The 16211-nt window shown below is 71.1% G+C and carries 6 protein-coding genes; 3 read left to right on the forward strand and 3 right to left on the reverse strand.

What is annotated here, in order from left to right:
* Positions 1-11 precede the first annotated feature (11 nt).
* Positions 12-4640 (forward strand): ATP-dependent helicase, encoded by a 4629-nt coding sequence (locus tag ACZ5L9_RS18435; RefSeq protein WP_464530592.1) that lies wholly within the window; start codon positions 12-14, stop codon positions 4638-4640.
* Positions 4633-5388 (forward strand): DNA-formamidopyrimidine glycosylase family protein, encoded by a 756-nt coding sequence (locus ACZ5L9_RS18440; protein WP_464530594.1) that lies wholly within the window; start codon positions 4633-4635, stop codon positions 5386-5388. Before ACZ5L9_RS18435 ends, ACZ5L9_RS18440 begins: the two co-directional genes overlap by 8 nt.
* Before the next feature lie 10 nt (positions 5389-5398).
* Here the strand turns inward: ACZ5L9_RS18440 and ACZ5L9_RS18445 are convergent, their stop codons facing one another.
* Together ACZ5L9_RS18445 and ACZ5L9_RS18450 are read right to left on the reverse strand one after the other, a co-directional pair.
* Entirely contained in the window at positions 5399-5698 is a 300-nt protein-coding gene (locus ACZ5L9_RS18445; protein WP_464536922.1) for a helix-turn-helix domain-containing protein, read from the reverse strand.
* Positions 5699-5746: 48 nt separating this feature from the next.
* The gene (locus ACZ5L9_RS18450) at positions 5747-6253 is read right to left on the reverse strand and encodes a CinA family protein (RefSeq protein ID WP_464530597.1); all 507 of its coding nucleotides are present in this window, start codon (positions 6251-6253) and stop codon (positions 5747-5749) included.
* A gap of 31 nt (positions 6254-6284) precedes the next feature.
* On the opposite strand from ACZ5L9_RS18450, the gene ACZ5L9_RS18455 reads away from it, so the two are divergent.
* Positions 6285-8066, forward strand: a complete 1782-nt coding sequence (locus ACZ5L9_RS18455; protein ID WP_464530600.1) for a glycoside hydrolase family 15 protein — start codon at positions 6285-6287, stop codon at positions 8064-8066.
* 79 nt (positions 8067-8145) lie between these two features.
* Here ACZ5L9_RS18455 and ACZ5L9_RS18460 read toward each other — a convergent pair whose 3' ends face one another.
* Positions 8146-16170 carry a putative Ig domain-containing protein gene (locus ACZ5L9_RS18460; protein ID WP_464530603.1) on the reverse strand — a complete coding sequence of 2675 codons (8025 nt, stop codon included), beginning with the start codon at positions 16168-16170 and terminating at the stop codon, positions 8146-8148.
* Positions 16171-16211 lie beyond the last annotated feature (41 nt).

The raw sequence follows: 16211 nt of genomic DNA on the forward strand, positions 1-16211 counted from the left end.
GGATGGACGCCATGTCATCGGAGCCGGCCGTGACCGATCCCCTCGACGCCTTCAGCGCGCCCACCCGGGAGTGGTTCACAGCGGCGTTCGCCACGCCGACGCCCGCCCAGGCGGGCGCGTGGCAGGCGATCAGCAAGGGGCGCCATGCCCTGGTGGTGGCACCGACCGGGTCGGGCAAGACGCTGAGCGCGTTCCTCTGGTCCCTCGACCTGCTGATGACCCAGCCCGTGCCGGCCAAGGCCGAGCGCTGCCGGGTCCTCTACATCTCACCGCTCAAGGCACTCGCGGTCGATGTCGAGCGCAACCTGCGCGCTCCGCTCGCCGGCATCACGCACACGGCCGCCCGGCTCGGACTCGAGGTGCCCGAGGTGCGGGTGGGCGTACGGTCGGGCGACACGACGGCGGCCGACCGACGCCGCCTGACCACGACCCCACCCGACGTGCTCATCACGACCCCCGAGTCGCTGTTCCTGATGCTCACCGGTCAGGCCCGCGAGACCCTGCGCAGCATCGAGACCGTGATCATCGACGAGGTGCACGCCGTCGCCGGGACGAAGCGCGGAGCACACCTCGCGCTGAGCCTGGAGCGCCTCGACGCGCTGCTTGACCGGCCCGCCCAGCGGATCGGCCTGTCTGCGACCGTGCGCCCCCTGGAGGAGGTGGCCCGCTTCCTCGGCGGCGAGGCGCCGGTGGAGATCGTCGCGCCGCCGTCGTCGAAGGAGTGGGATCTGCGCGTGGTCGTGCCGGTCGAGGACATGACAGCCCCCGGGGAGTACGACGAGGACGCGGGCGATCCCCAGCGCGCCGGGTCGATCTGGCCACACGTCGAGGAGCACGTCGCCGGGCTGATCGCCGAGCATCGCTCGACGATCGTCTTCGCCAACTCACGGCGCCTGGCCGAGCGGCTGACCGCACGGCTCAACGAGATCGCCTCGGGCGTCGAGACCGGAGCGGAGCGGCGGCCGCCCGCCGAGGCGATGGGTCAGGCCGGCATGTCGAGCCTCGCCGCGCCACCGTCCGCGGAGCCGGGCACGATCATCGCGAAGGCGCACCACGGCTCGGTCTCCAAGGAGCAGCGCGCGCTGATCGAGGACGACCTCAAGCGCGGTCGGCTGCCGGCCGTCGTGGCCACCAGCAGCCTCGAGCTGGGCATCGACATGGGCTCGGTCGACCTCGTCGTCCAGATCGAGTCGCCGCCCAGCGTTGCGAGCGCCCTGCAGCGCGTCGGCCGAGCCGGCCACCAGGTCGGGGAGGTCTCGCACGGCGTGCTGTTCCCGAAGCACCGCGGCGACCTCGCCCAGACCGCCGTCGCCGTCGAGCGGATGCGGACCGGCCAGATCGAGTCGCTCGCCGTTCCGGCCAATCCCCTCGACGTGCTCGCCCAGCAGGTGGTGGCTGCGACCGCCGTGGACGTCTGGCCGGTCGACGAGCTCTTCGAGCTCGTCCGCCGGGCGGCGCCCTTCACCGCCCTGCCACGCAGCGCGTACGACGCCACCCTGGACCTGCTCGCCGGGCGCTATCCCTCGGACGAGTTCGCCGAGCTGCGGCCCCGCATCGTGTGGGATCGGGTGGCCGGCACCCTCACCGGCCGCCCCGGGGCGCAGCGACTGGCGGTGACCAGCGGCGGCACCATCCCCGACCGTGGCCTCTTCGGGGTCTACCTGGTCGGCGAGAGCGCCGCAGGCGGCAAGCGGGTGGGCGAGCTCGACGAGGAGATGGTCTACGAGTCCCGCGTCGGCGACGTCTTCGCGCTGGGCGCGACGAGCTGGCGGATCGAGGACATCACCCACGACCGGGTGCTGGTCTCCCCCGCGCCCGGCATCCCCGGACGGCTCCCGTTCTGGAAGGGCGACCAGCTCGGTCGGCCCGCGGAGCTCGGGGCGGCGATCGGTGGCTTCACCCGCGAGCTCGCAGCGCTGCCCATCCCGGTGGCGACCGAGCGCGTGATGACGAGCGGCCTCGACGACTACGCCGCCGGCAACCTCCTGGGCTACCTGCACGAGCAGATCGAGGCGACCCGGACCCTGCCGAGCGACACCAGCATCGTGGTCGAGCGCTTCCGCGACGAGCTCGGCGACTGGCGCCTGGTGGTGCACTCCCCCTACGGCACCCCCGTTCATGCTCCGTGGGCGCTGGCGATCAATGCCCGGCTGCGCGAGCGCTACGGCATCGACGGCCAGGCCGTCGCCTCGGACGACGGCATCGTGCTGCGGATCCCCGATACCGAGGCCGAGCCACCGAGTGGCGACGTGGTGGTCTTCGCTCCCGACGAGATCGAGGACATCGTCACCTCGGAGATCGGCGGGTCGGCCCTCTTCGCCTCCCGTTTCCGCGAGTGCGCCGCCCGCGCCCTCCTGTTGCCGCGGCGCGATCCCGGTCGTCGCTCGCCGCTGTGGCAGCAGCGCCAGCGGGCAGCGTCCCTGTTGGAGGTCGCGGCCCAGTATCCGAGCTTCCCGATCGTCCTCGAGGCGGTCCGCGAGTGCCTGCGCGACGTCTACGACCTGCCGGCCCTGGTGACGCTCCTGGGCAGGGTCGAGCGTCGTGAGGTGCAGGTCGTCGACGTCGCCACACCGCAGCCCAGCCCCTATGCGCGGAGCCTGCTGTTCGGCTACGTCGCGCAGTTCATGTACGAGGGCGACTCGCCCATCGCCGAACGGCGGGCCGCCGCGCTCTCCCTCGACCAGGGGCTGCTCGCCGAGCTGCTCGGCCGCGCCGAGCTGCGCGAGCTCCTCGACCCGGACGTGCTGACCGAGGTCGAGTCCGAGCTGCAGCGCACCGCGCCCGATCGCAGGGCGCGCGGCGAGGAGGGTGTCGCCGACCTGCTGCGACTCATCGGGCCGTTGAGCACCGCCGAGGTCCGGGATCGCTCCGCCGACGGGTCCCCGATCGAGGAATGGCTCGGCGCCCTGCGCACGAGCCGCCGGATCGTCGAGGTCCGGATGAGCGGCGAGCCGCGCTGGGCCGTCATCGAGGACGTGGCTCGGCTGCGGGACGGCCTCGGGGTGCCGGTCCCGCCCGGCACCCCCGCGACCTTCGCCGAGCCCGTCGAGGACCCGGTCGGCGACCTGGTCTCGCGCTTCGCTCGCACGCACGGTCCCTTCGCCGCCGAACAGGTCGCCGAGCGGCTGGGCCTCGGCGTCGCCGTGGTGCGCCACACCCTGCAGCGGCTCGCGGCCCGTGGCCGGGTGCTCGACGGCGAGTTCCGCCCCGGTGGGTCCGGCACCGAGTGGTGCGACGCCGACGTCCTGCGCACGCTGCGGCGCCGCTCGCTGGCCCGGCTCCGCAAGGAGATCGAGCCGGTCGAGCCGACCACGCTGGCCCGCTTCCTGCCGGCCTGGCAGCGGGTCGCGCCGATCGATCCGAGGGCAGCGCGTCCGGGGGCGAGCAGGGGGCTGCGCGGTGTCGATGGGGTTCTGACCGCGATCGAGCAGCTGGCGGGGTCGCCCGTCCCGGCCAGCGCGTTGGAGCCGCTCGTGCTGGCCGCCCGCGTGCGCGACTACGAGCCGGCGTTCCTCGACGAGCTGACGGCCTCGGGTGAGGTCCTCTGGGCCGGGCACGGTCCGTTGCCGGGCAGCGACGGATGGGTCTCGCTGCACCTGGCCGACACGGCCGATCTGACCCTGCCCGAGACGCAGCCCTTCGAGCAGAGCGATCTCGCCGACCTGCTGCTCGAGGCCCTGGCCCCCGGCGGCGCCTGGTTCTTCCGGCAGCTCTCCGACGCGGTCGGGGCCACCGACGATGCTGCCCTCAGCGCCGCTCTGTGGGAGCTGGCCTGGGCGGGCCGGATCGGCAACGACACCCTCGCGCCACTGCGCGCCCTCACCCGCTCCGGTACGCCCGCGCACCGCTCCCGCCGGCCCGCGCCGCGCACCCGACTGGCCGGCAGCCGTCCCAGGATGCCGATCCGGACCGGGCCACCGGAGACCTCGGGCCGGTGGTCGCTGCTGCCCCCGATCGACACCGATCCGACCCGGCGCGCGCATGCCGCGGCGGAGCGGCTCCTCGACCGCTACGGCGTCGTCACCCGCGGCGCCGTCACGGCCGAGCGTGTGCCGGGCGGGTTCGCGGCGGTCTACAAGGTGCTCTCCGCCTTCGAGGAGTCCGGGCGGTGCCGACGGGGATACTTCGTGGAGGGCCTCGGCGCAGCCCAGTTCGGCACCGCGGGGGCCGTCGACCGGCTCCGCACCTTCACCCTCAGCGCCGACGACGCCGACGGCCGGGAGCCGACCGTGGTCTGCCTCGCCGCGACCGACCCGGCCAATCCGTACGGCGCCGCCCTGGCGTGGCCGGAGCGGGTCGCGACAGGCTCGACCTCCGAGCCCGCCGAGATCGGCCACAAGCCCGGCCGCAAGGCGGGCGCCGTCGTCGTCCTCGTCGACGGCTCCCTCGCCCTCTACGTCGAGCGGGGCGGCCGCACCCTGCTCTCGTGGACCGACGAGCTCGCGCCGCTCGCCGCGGCCGCCGGCGCGCTCGCCCAGGCCGTACGCCGCGGTGCCCTCGGCCGGCTCACCGTGGAGAAGGCCGACGGAGCCCCGCTTCTCGGCTCCGGGGACACCCCGCTGCGCCAGGCGCTGCAGCAGGCCGGCTTCGTCGCCTCGCCCCGGGGGCTGCGGCTGCGCGAGGGTCAGCCCGGTGCCTGAGGGCGACGCGGTCCTGCGTACGGCGCGTCGACTCGACCGGGCGCTCTCCGGTCAGACGCTCACCTCCAGCGACTTCCGCGTCCCCCAGCTCGCCACCGTCGATCTCAGCGGACAACGGGTGGAGTCGACGCACACCCGCGGCAAGCATCTGCTGACCCGCATCGGCACCGACTGGACGCTGCACACCCACCTCAAGATGGAGGGCTCATGGGCGACGCTGCGCCCACATCAGCGCTGGCCGAAGGCCTCGCATCTGGCCCGGGTGGTCCTGACGACCGAGCAGGCCCTGGCAGTGGGCTTCCAGCTCGGGCTCGTCGAGCTGCTCCCCCGATCGGAGGAGACCGCCGCCTTCACCCATCTCGGTCCCGACCTGCTCGGTCCCGACTGGGACGAGGCGGAGGCGGCTCGCAGGCTGCGCGAGCAGCCGGAGCGACCGGTCTTCGACGCCCTGCGCGACCAACGCAACCTCGCCGGGCTCGGCACCATGTGGGCCGCGGAGGTCTGCTTCACGATGGGCGTCCACCCGACCATCCCGGTCGCGAAGGTGCCCGACCTGACCCGGATGCTCCGGGTGGCGCACCTCAAGCTCGACCAAGCGATGACCCGTCGACCACCGGTCAACGCCGTCTACGGGCGCAGCCGCGCAGCATGCCCGCGCTGCGCGGGCCCGGTACGACGCCTGGAGATGGGCGAGGAGGGCCGGCCACGGCCCGCGTACTTCTGCCCGTCCTGCCAGCCCGAGCGCTGACCGACCGCGGTCAGGCTGCGGAGGCCACCACGTCGGACGCGGTGCGCACCGGGATCGGCGTCGGCCGCAGCGCGGCCTCCTCGACCGCGACCGCGTCGGAGACCTCACGCAGAACCGTCGAGAGGGTGACGTCGAGGGCGCTGCACAGCGAGGAGAGCAGCTCCGAGGAGGCCTCCTTCTGTCCGCGCTCGATCTCGGAGATGTAGCCGAGGCTGACCCGCGCACCCGCGGAGACCTCGCGCAGCGTCATGCCGCGATCCACGCGCTGAGCACGGAGCACCTCACCGAGCACCCGCCGGAACAGCACCATCGGCTTGCCTCCTGTGTTCGAACCGTCCATCGCTGTGGTGTGCCAACGCTACCCGAGGCCGCCTGATTCCCGCGGTACCCGGTCGATCAAGATCGACTCGAGCGCGGCGAGCGCTCGTGCACACGTCTCTGCCTGGATCGTCGGCCGGTCGCCGTCGAGCCTGAGCTCAACCGCATCGAGCAGCCCCGGACCGGCCAGTCCGACGTACACGGTCCCGACCGGCTTCCCCTCCTGCTCGGTCGGTCCCGCGACCCCGGTCGTCGCCAGGGCCCAGGTCGCGCCGGTCAGCCCGCGGGCACCCGCCGCCATCGCGGCGGCGCACGGCGCCGAGACCACCCCGTACGTCTCGACCACCGACTCCGGCACTCCGAGGAGCGAGACCTTCAGCGCCGTCGCGTACGTCACTGCTCCACCGAGGTAGGTCTCCGAGACCCCGGGCACCGCGGTGATCGTGGCGGCGAGCTGCCCGCCGGTCAGCGACTCGGCCGTGGCAAGCGTCTGCCCCGCGGCACGTAGCGCGAGGTGGACGCGGGTCGGCAGCGGCGGCTCGCTCATGAAACGGAGTCTGACACGTAACCTCACCCCCATGGCTCTGCCCATCGAGGAGTACGCACTGATCGGCGACAGGCGCACCGCGGCGCTGGTCGGAACCAACGGCTCGGTCGACTGGATGTGTCTGCCGTCGTTCGACTCGCCGGCCTGCTTCGCCGGCCTGCTCGGCAGCGACGACCACGGCCACTGGCAGCTCGTCCCGGTCGGTGAGTACCAGGTGAGGCGCCGCTACCTGGGCGCCTCGACCGCCCTCGAGACGACCTTCACCACCATGACCGGCGAGGTCACCCTGACCGACCTGATGCCGGAGGGCGACGGCCAGGCCGACCTGGTGCGGATCGTGCGCGGCGTGGCCGGCACCGTGACGATGGACCACCGCTGGGTCGTCCGGCTCGACTACGGACGGGTGCTGCCGTGGGTGCGCCGGCGCTCGATCAACCGGCAGCACGCGATCACCGCGACCGCCGGTCCGGACATGCTGGTGCTGCGCGGTCCCCGGCTGCCACGCGCGGTCGACCACCAGCACAGCGACACCTTCGACGTGAACGAGGGCGACGAGCTCGCCTTCGTCACCACCTGGCTGCCCTCCTACGACCCGCTCACCGAGCTCGCCGACCTCCCCGAGGTGCTGCGCACCGCCCACGAGACCATCGACCGTGACCACGAGTGGGCGAAGCGCTGCGCGACCGACGTGCCGCACCGCGACGTCGTGCTGCGCTCACTGATGACGCTGCGGCTGATGACCGACTCGCGCAGCGGTGGAGTCGTCGCCGCGCCCACCACCTCCCTGCCGGAGGACTTCGGCGGCGAGCGCAACTGGGACTACCGCTACTGCTGGCTGCGCGACGCGTCGCTGACGGTCGCCAGCCTGATCCGGGCGGGGTACGTCGACGAGGCGACGCTGTGGCGCGAGTGGCTGCTGCGCGCCGTGGCCGGTGACCCGCAGGATCTGCAGATCATGTACGGCATCGACGGGCGCCGCCGGCTCCCGGAGAGCACCCTCGACCACCTGCCGGGCTATGCCGGGTCCCGGCCGGTGCGGATCGGGAACGCGGCTGTCGAGCAGGTCCAGCACGACGTGCTCGGCGAGCTGATGGACGCGCTCGCCGCCGACCGGGACGCCGGTGGCCGCGCCGACACGAACGCCTGGGCGATGCAGCGCGCCCTGATCAGCGAGCTCGCCGAGCACTGGCGCGAGCCCGACAACGGGCTGTGGGAGATCCGGGGCGAGCCCCGGCAGTTCACCCACTCCCGGGTCATGATGTGGGTCGCCTTCGATCGCGCCATCGGAGCCGTCGAGCGGCACGGGCTCGACGGCCCGGTCGAGGAATGGCGTGCCATCCGCGACGAGATCTGCGAGGCGGTCCTCGCCGAGGGGTACGACGCCGAGCGCAACACCTTCGTCCAGCACGACGCGACCACCGAGGTCGACGCCTCGCTGCTGATGCTGCCTCTCGTCGGCTTCCTCCCCGGCGACGACCGACGCGTCCTCGGCACGATCGCGGCGATCGAGCAGGACCTCATGCGCGACGGGCTGGTGCTGCGCTACCGCACCTCCAGCGGGGTCGACGGCCTCGCCGGCGACGAGCACCCGTTCCTCGCCTGCTCGTTCTGGCTGGTGAGCGCGTACGCGATGGCGGGGCGCCTCGACGACGCGCACGCCCTCTTCGACCGACTCGTCGGGCTGACCAACGACGTAGGGCTGCTGAGCGAGGAGTACGACCCCGTCCGCGAGCGGATGGTGGGGAACTTCCCGCAGGCGTTCAGCCACCTGGCGCTGATCCAGGCCGCGTTCGCGCTCGCCGACGCAGGCTGAGCCGGCCCGCGTACGCCGCAGCGCCGGTCGGTACGAGGATCCGTACCGACCGGCGCTGCTGGTCCGCGCTGAGGGGTGCTCAGTGCTTGTGCCGCGGGACCCGGACGATCGTCGTGATGGTCTTCGCCGGGGTGGTGGCGGTGCCCGCATAGACGATCCGGACCTTGTGCCTGCCCGGCGTGGCCTTCGTCAGGACGATGACGACCTTGCCGTGCCGGACCACGCCGCCGCCGCGGATGCCCTTGCCGCGGATCTTGATCTTGCCGCCATTGGCAGCGCCCTTGCCGGTGCTGACCTTGATCGTCAGGGTGGCGTGCCCGTGCTTGAACGTGACCTGGTGGTTGCCCGGCTTGATCGTGACGCCGTGGCCGCCCTGCCCTCCCGTGGTCGGGCTGGTGGTGGGCGACGACGACGTGGTCGGGCTCGGCGACGTCGAAGGGCTGGTCGACGTGGTCGGGCTCGGCGAGGTGGTCGGCGACGGGGACGAGCTGGTGTCGCCGCCGCCGGTGCTCGCCGGGTTGACCGTCCAGGCCATCCCGACGCCGGTGCTGCGCTCGGCGGCGTCGGTGACGCTGATCGTCGCCGAGCCGGTGCCCGCCGCCGTCGGCGTGCCGCTGATGACACCGGTCGACTCGTTGATGCTCACGCCGGCCGGCAGGCCGGTCGCCGAGTAGGTGTACGGTGCCGTGCCCCCGGTGGCCGTGGCGGTCACCGGGGTGATCGCCGTACCAGCCGTCCAGGTCTGCGCCGGCAGGGTGTCGAGCACCAGCATCGCCGTCACGTTGAGCGTGAAGGTCGTGGTGCTGGTGTCGAAGCCGGCGCTGCCGGTGTAGGTGGCGGTGATGGTGTGCGCACCGCCCGCCAGCATCGCCGAGGCGAGGGACAGCGTGGCGATCCCGTTGGCGCCGACCGCCGCCGTGCCGAGCAGTGTGTCGCCGTCCTTGAACTCCACCGAGCCGGACGGGCTGCCGTCGTCGGAGGAGACCGTGGCGGTGACCGAGCCCGACCCGGCCGTGACGGCCTGCGGGTCGGTCGCGCTCACCGCGGTGGCCGTCTTCGGCAGATCCAGCGGGATCTCGACGACGGTGCCGGTGGTGTCACCCACCACGGTGAGCGCGCCGGTTGCTCCGGCGGGCAACGTGAAGGCGACGTGGGCGGTGCCGCGGTCGTCGTACGGCTGCGTGCTGTTGCCGTGCGTGACCGTGGCGCTGCCGATCTTCGTCGTGCCGAGCATCACGGAGAGGGTGTCGTCCCGCTTGTCCCCCGCCGTGTTGGCGGCCGACTTGCCGGTCATGTCGAGCGAGGCGAGGTCGAACGAGATCGCCTGGTCCTGACCGGTGATCGCCGGCGGCACGTTGTCCGTGGTCGGGAAGGTCAGCTGCACGCCGCGCTGGGAGGCGTCCACCGGCAGGGCGGTGGTCGCGTAGCCCTTCATGTAGTCGACCTGTGCCTGGAGGTCGGTCTGCTCGGTGTCCTCCTGGTTGCTGCCGTTGGCGAGCACCCAGAAGTTGTCACCGCCGCTGGCCAGGAACGAGTTCACCGTGACGCTGTAGTGCTGGGTGAGGCTGATCGGGGCGCCGTTGAGCCACATCCCGTCGACGACACCGAGCTTCGCGCCGGCGTGAACCGGGTCCGCCACCTCGTGGTACGTGTACGTGAAGCCCTTGCTGATGCCGAGCTTCAGGAACGGCCGGGCCGGGATGTTGGCCTTGGCGTTGTCGATGTTGTCGCGCGACCACTGCTCCTCGAGCAGCTGCTTGAGCTGCGCTCCGGTCAGGGTCATGTTGGTCAGCTCGTTGGCGAACGGCTGGACATCGGCCGCCGCCCGGTACGTCAGGTCACCGGAGCCGTCGGCGTCGGTGCCCTCGAGGTCGGCACGGAGACCGCCCGGGTTCATGAACGCGATCTGCGCCGAGCCGTTGGTCGCCGAGACGTAGCCGTTCGGGTCGTCGCTCGACGTCGCCCAGCGCTGGATCTCAGCGATCTGGTTGCCCAGCGTCGACTCGCCACCGCGGTTCTCGGTGCCGTCGCTGAGCCGGGCCCGGTCGAACGGGCCGCCGAGCTTGCCCAGCGTCTGCGCGCCGACCGTCTTCGAGGCCGTGACGGCCTGGTCGACGATCGTGGCGACGGCGGCGTCCTCCGGCGCGCTGAACAGCGTGCTCACCGGACCCTTGACGCCGGCGATGTTCGAGGTGACGTCGGTCGGCACGCCGTCGGCGTCGAAGGAGTAGACGAGCTGGGCGAGCGCCACGCCGTACGAGCCGGCCTGCATGACCGGGCGGGTGGTGAGCGGGTTGCTCGTCGTCGCATCCTTGTCCATCGAGCAGGCGTACTCGAGGTGGGTGTGGCCCGACAGGACGGCGTCGACGTTGTCGTCGAGACCGTTCAGCTCGTTGGCGAACGAGCCGCTGTCGAGCAGCGTCGAGCAGTCGGTCGACGCCGCGCCCTCGTGCGTCAGCAGCACGACGATCGCATCGCCGCTCTGCTTGAGCTGGTCGGCGTACTTGTTGATCGTCGCGATCGTCTGGGCCGGGTTCTGCACGGTGACGCCGGCGAGGTTCGCCGGGCTCTCCAGCGAGACCAGGTCCGGGGTGACGGTGCCGACGAAGCCGATCTTGACCGTCTTGCCGGAGTCGAGGGTGATCGACTTCTCCGCGGTCGGCGGCGCGACCGGCTTGCCGGTGGCGTTGTCGATCACGTTGGCTGCGAGGTACGGCATGCCGTCCGGGTCCTTGGCGGACGCGGCCGGGCCGTACGGGTTGGTGGTCGGGTCGTACGGCTTCATCAGCCGGTTGACCAGGTCCTTCCAGCCCACGTTGTTCGCGCCGAGCGAGGCCTGGCCGTCGAACTCGTGGTTGCCGACGGTCGAGACGTCGAGACCGATGCTGGTCAGGGCGTCGAGCGACGGCTTGTCGTGCGCGGTGAACGACTCGAAGGTCGAGGCGCCCACGTTGTCGCCGCCGGAGACGAAGAGCGTCTTGTCCGCTCCGTACTCGTCGCGCAGCTCGTTGACCGCGCCACCGAGGGCGGCCGCGCCACCGTCGGAGGAGTCGGCGATGAGACGACCGTGGAAGTCGTTGACGCCCACGATCTGGACGTCGGTGACCTTGCCGGCATCCGCCAGGGTCGGGAGCTTCAGCCCCATCACCATCGGGTTGTGGTCCGAGCTGCGGAACGGGGTGGCGACCGCGAGGTCCCGAGCGAGCGTCGCGCCCGCCGGGACCGTCGCGCCCGGTGCCGTGCCGTAGTAGAAGTCGGTCGCGTTGGTGTTGAACCGGCCGTAGTCGTACGCGTCGGTCTCGTTGGCGTTGATCTCCCACACGTCGGCGCCGGTGAGCATCGACTCGAGGCCCGCGGAGATGAACTCGTGGTCGATCGAGCCGACCGTGCCGTAGCCGACCTGGTCGGTGCCGGACGTGCCGCTGGTGTTCGGCGTGGCGACGTGCAGCTGGCCGGACGCGTCGGTGCCTACGTTGACGTTCGACGTGTAGTTGTAGGTGATGTCGTTCGTGTCGCTCGACTCGATCAGCGAGAAGTCCAGACCGCCCTGGGAGTCGCTCAGCACCTCGTTGACCGGGTCCTCGTCGGTGTAGGAGTTGAAGTCACCGACCATCAGCACCTTGTCGGTGTCCCACTTGTCGGCGAACTCGTTCGCGAAGCGGACCAGCTCCTTGGCCTCGGCCGTGCGGGCCGTGTTGTATGCGCCCACGAGCGGGTCGGACTTGTTGTCGCCGGTGACGGTGATCTTCGGGTCGTCGCTGGTGGAGGTGCCACCCTTCGACTTGAAGTGGTTCACGATGACCGCGAAGCCGGCCGAGTTCGGGTAGCCCTTCGGCTTGAAGAACTGGGCGAGCGGCTCGCGGGCCAGGTCGAACGGGGTGGCGCCGTTGTAGGTCGGCTGCGCGTTGTTGCCGACGCCGTCGGGGCTCATCGGGTTGGCCGGGAAGTCGATGTCCGACGCACCCACCGGGACGATGGTCGCCCTCTTGTAGATGAACGCCGAGCGGATGACGTCCTGGCCCGAGGCGTACGAGCAGCTCGCGTTCGCGAGCGAGGCCGCGTTGCCGTCGATCGGGGTCACGCCGTCACCGCGCAGGATCGAGCACATGTGGGTGTACGGGGTGGCGTCGGTGGCCTCCTCGGGCGACTTCACGTAGCCCCACACGTCGCTGCCGGCAGCCTTGTTGAGCTGGTCGACGAGGTACTTCAACGCCTCGTCACGGTTCGCGATCGGCGTGCCTTGGCCCTGGTCCTTGAGGTTGCTCAGGTCCGGGGAGAGCGGGCTGTTGGTGATGCCCCGCTTGAGCTTGATCGGGTTCTCGATCTCCTCGAGCGAGATGATGTCGGCCCCCGAACCATGGTTCACGGCGTGGGTGTCGATGCCGCCGAGGCCGTTGATCGCGGTCACGATCTTCGCGGTCTGGCGGGCGAAGTCCTCGTCACGAGCGGCGCCGCGAGGAGCGTTCATCGCCCCGGCCTTGTAGGCCGTCGGGTTGCCCGAGACGTCGTCCCACTTGGTGGCCTGGCCGAACGGCGAGACGCACTGGTACGTCAGCTCGCGGTGGGCAGCCCGGTCGTAGTCGTACTGGCACCCCTTGGTGGTCGAGGAGTTCACGCCGTCGGCGGAGTTTCCGATCGCCGGGTTGTCGGCGGCGAACTGCTCGCCGGTCTCGGTGAAGTAGTTCTCGACGTTGAACGTCGCGACCCGCAGGTTGCTGGTGCCGTCGGCGTTGATGTTCGCCGGGTTCGGCGCCTGGTTGGTCGTCCGGGTGTCCTCGAACGTCACGGCGTCGGTCCCGAGGTCCGGGGTGCCCTCGGTGGTCTGCGTGCCGGGCGTGCCGAGGACGGCGCGGTCGGGCTGCAGGTACCACTTGCCGGGGCGGGTGGCAGCGGTCTGGGACAGGTCGGGCCAATAGCCGAGCACGAGCGCGTGCCCGGGCGCCGCGGTGACGTGGGCACCGACGCGTGCCGAGTGGGTCGCGTCCATGTACGGCAGCGGGATGGCGCTGTTGCCGCTCTTGCTCGGGTTGTAGTGCGTGCTGCTCGAGGTGAAGAACGTGTTGGTGCCGTCACCGAGGAAGTAGCCCCGGTCGACGATGTCGTTCTCGGCGGTCTGGATGCAGGTGGCGTTCGAGGTCTTGCAGATCTCGGTCGGCTGGACCAGCGGCTTGTCGCCGCTGGCGAGACCGAGCTCGCCGTCGCTCTCGAAATCGTACGTGTCGGTCACGACGGCGTCGGTCGGCGCGTACGCCTCCCACTCGTGCGCCTCACGGTCGGCGTAGTGCACCGGCAGCGCGGTCTGGGTGGTGACGGTGCCGAGCGAGCTGGCGAGACGGTGCGTGTTCGCGACCGTGGCGGTGAGCTCGGTGGCGGTCTCCGAGGACGCGGCGCTGGCCGCCTTGTACTCGCTGACGGTGCCGCTGACCTTGACCGAGTCGCCGACCGCGATGGCGGCGCCCTGGGCGTCCTTGCCCTGGAAGGCGGTGCCGGCGTAGAAGACGAAGATCGCCTCGGAGGCCGGCGCGGTCGCCACGTCGGCGTCGGGGGTCTGGATGACGAAGCCGGAGAGGCCGGAGTTCGGCGTGCCGATGGTGGCGCTGGTGCCGGTGCCGGAGTAGCCCGCGTCCCAGACCGCAGTCACCACGCCCTGCGTGGTGACCGTCTGGCCCGCCCCGGTGCCGGTGGCCGGTGCGTACGTCGAGCGACCGTTGGCGGCGGTGCCCTGGATCGTGGCGATCGAGACCAGGTTGTTGGTGACGGTGATGTTGAAGGTGACGTCGACGGTGGTCGCATCACTCGTGTTGGTCACGGTCACGGTAACCGGCGTCGCCGGCTGCACCGTGCTCGGTGTGCCGCTGATCGCGCCCGTGGTCGTGTTCAGGCTGAGCCCGCCGGGCAGCGTGCTGCCCGCCTTGAGCGCGAAGGTGTAGCTGTTCGTGGCCGGGGAGACCTGGAGCTCGATGTCGGCGTCGCTGCTGGTGTCGAGCGTCTGGTCGCCGGGGTTGGTGACGAGGAAGCTGCCGACGGTGAGCGTGAAGCTGATCGAGGCGTTGTCGTTGAGGCCGTCCGCCGCCTTGACGGTGATCGGGTACACACCCGCCACCGTCGGAGTCCCGCTGATCACACCCGTGGCGCTGTTCAGCGTCACGCCCGCAGGAAGCGCGCTCGTGGTCGTGTACGCGATCGTGCCGACGCCGCCGCTGGCTGCCAGGTCGATCGGCGCCATGGTCTGACCGGTGAGCGCCGTCTGATCCGCGACAGGAGCGAGCTTCAGCTGCGGCTGGGTGTCACCGTTCGAGTTGATGGCGATCGGTGCGATCGTCGTGAAGTCAGCGTTGTTGTTGTTCGTGTCGCTGCCGACCGGAGAGCGCAACGCTGCAGCCGAGCCGCTCGTGGCCTTGCCCGTGACAGCACCCTCATAGGCGACCGGGACATACCCGGTGGTCGGGCCGTACCCGAGCGCATCGACGACATGGTCCGTGCCAGTCAGGTCGCCACCGGGCAGGGCGGTCGCATCCTGGGTGTCCAGAAGTGCGACGGTGCCATCGGCATAGTGCCAGCACAGCGTCGAGTAGTCGTCCGGCGCGGGAAGATCGACACCGTTGGCGCCCCCAGTGGGCGAGCATCCGGTGCTCGAGGTGGTTCCCGAGATCAGGTAGAACGAGTGCGCCGGAATGATGCCGGTCAGGTCCGACTGCTGGGTCGGTGCGACCACTGCCGGCGTCGCGTTCGACGCCGGGACGTAGGCGATCGAGTCATTGCTCAGGTCGACGTTCGAGTCGGTCGGGTTGTAGAGCTCGATGAAGTTGTTCTTGTACGCGCTGCCGTTGTACGAGCCATCGCCCCACACCTCCGCGATCACGACGTGGCTGGCGGTGTCGCCGTCCGCGACCGTGAAGGTGAAGCTCTTCGTCGTCATCGACGGGGTGTCGTCGCTGTCGGTGACCTTCGCGGTCAGGTGGTAGGTGCCGGGCGCGGTCGGCAGGCCGGAGATCGTGCCCTTGGCGTCGACCGTCAGGCCACTGCCGTCCGCGTCGGAGGTCAGGTCGTACATGTACGGCGCGACGCCGCCCGAGACGCCCAGCGAGATCGGTGCGATCGGGGTGTTGCGATAGCCGTTCACGTCGCTGATCTGAGACAGCGCCAGCGCCGGCGGGTTGGTGACGGTGAAGGTGAAGCTCTGCGACGACGTCGCCGACGCGGAGTCGGTGGCGGTCACGGAGAGGTGGTACGTGCCGACGGCCGTCGGCGTACCGGTGATGGCGCCCGTGCTCGCGTTGATGCTCAGCCCGCTGCCAGCGTCCCCACCCAGGCTGTAGCTGTACGGCGCCGTGCCGCCCGTCGCGCTCACCGTGAACGAGGAGATCGGGGTCTTGCGGTAGCCGGACTTGTCAGCGATCGCGGCCAGCGCGAGGGCGCCGGTGCCGCCGCCCGTGGAGTCCGTCGCCGAGCCCTCCGGCGTCGGTGCCGTCGCGGCAGCAAAGTCGGCTGCGTTGTCGTCAGTGTCGACACCCAGCGTGCCGCGCGAAATGGAGGTTGCGTTCGCCGTGGCACCGGCATGGTTCGAACCCTCGAAGACACTCGTCGTCGTGCCCCAGCCGACGAAGTCGACCACCGACGGGGCGAACGTCCACGGTGCAGCAGCGTTCGTCTGTGCAGCTATAGCGGCAGTGCCGTTGACGAGGTACACCTGACCGCCGGTGCCGCTCAGGGCCAACGGCGACGTGGTGATCGCAAGGTCCACGTTCGGCAGTGGCTTGTCGGTAACGGTCGTCCCGGCAGCCAGCTGCACGAGGAAGTGACCGTGGGCCGCAACGATTCCGCTCAGAGCGTTGACGCCCGAGGTGCCCGGAGCGGTGGTCGCCGTGGCAGAGCGGTACTGCAGGCTCATCCCTGAAAGGCTGAGCGGTCCGCTGGTGGGGTTATAGATCTCGACGAAGTCATAGGTGTACGGGGCACCTGTGTTGCCGCCACCGCCGTACACCTCGTTGATGACCAGGTGGTTGACAGCCGCGTGCGCAGCGTCGGGCGTCAGGACTTGCAGACCGGCGACGGCGGTGGCCGTCCCGAGAACAGCTGCCGCGATGCGGCGTACGGCGGACATGTGATGGGACTCCCCGGTGGTGGCGGCTGGACGAGACCGAC

It is taken from the genome of Nocardioides sp. JCM 18998 (assembly GCF_055391535.1).

Bases quoted from the DNA above. Each gene is read 5' to 3' on its own strand.
- ACZ5L9_RS18435 (WP_464530592.1), top strand. From the start codon at position 12: ATGTCATCGGAGCCGGCCGTGACCGATCCCCTCGACGCCTTCAGCGCG.
- ACZ5L9_RS18445 (WP_464536922.1), bottom strand. From the start codon at position 5,698: ATGGTGCTGTTCCGGCGGGTGCTCGGTGAGGTGCTCCGTGCTCAGCGC.
- ACZ5L9_RS18450 (WP_464530597.1), bottom strand. From the start codon at position 6,253: ATGAGCGAGCCGCCGCTGCCGACCCGCGTCCACCTCGCGCTACGTGCC.
- ACZ5L9_RS18455 (WP_464530600.1), top strand. From the start codon at position 6,285: ATGGCTCTGCCCATCGAGGAGTACGCACTGATCGGCGACAGGCGCACC.
- ACZ5L9_RS18460 (WP_464530603.1), bottom strand. From the start codon at position 16,170: ATGTCCGCCGTACGCCGCATCGCGGCAGCTGTTCTCGGGACGGCCACC.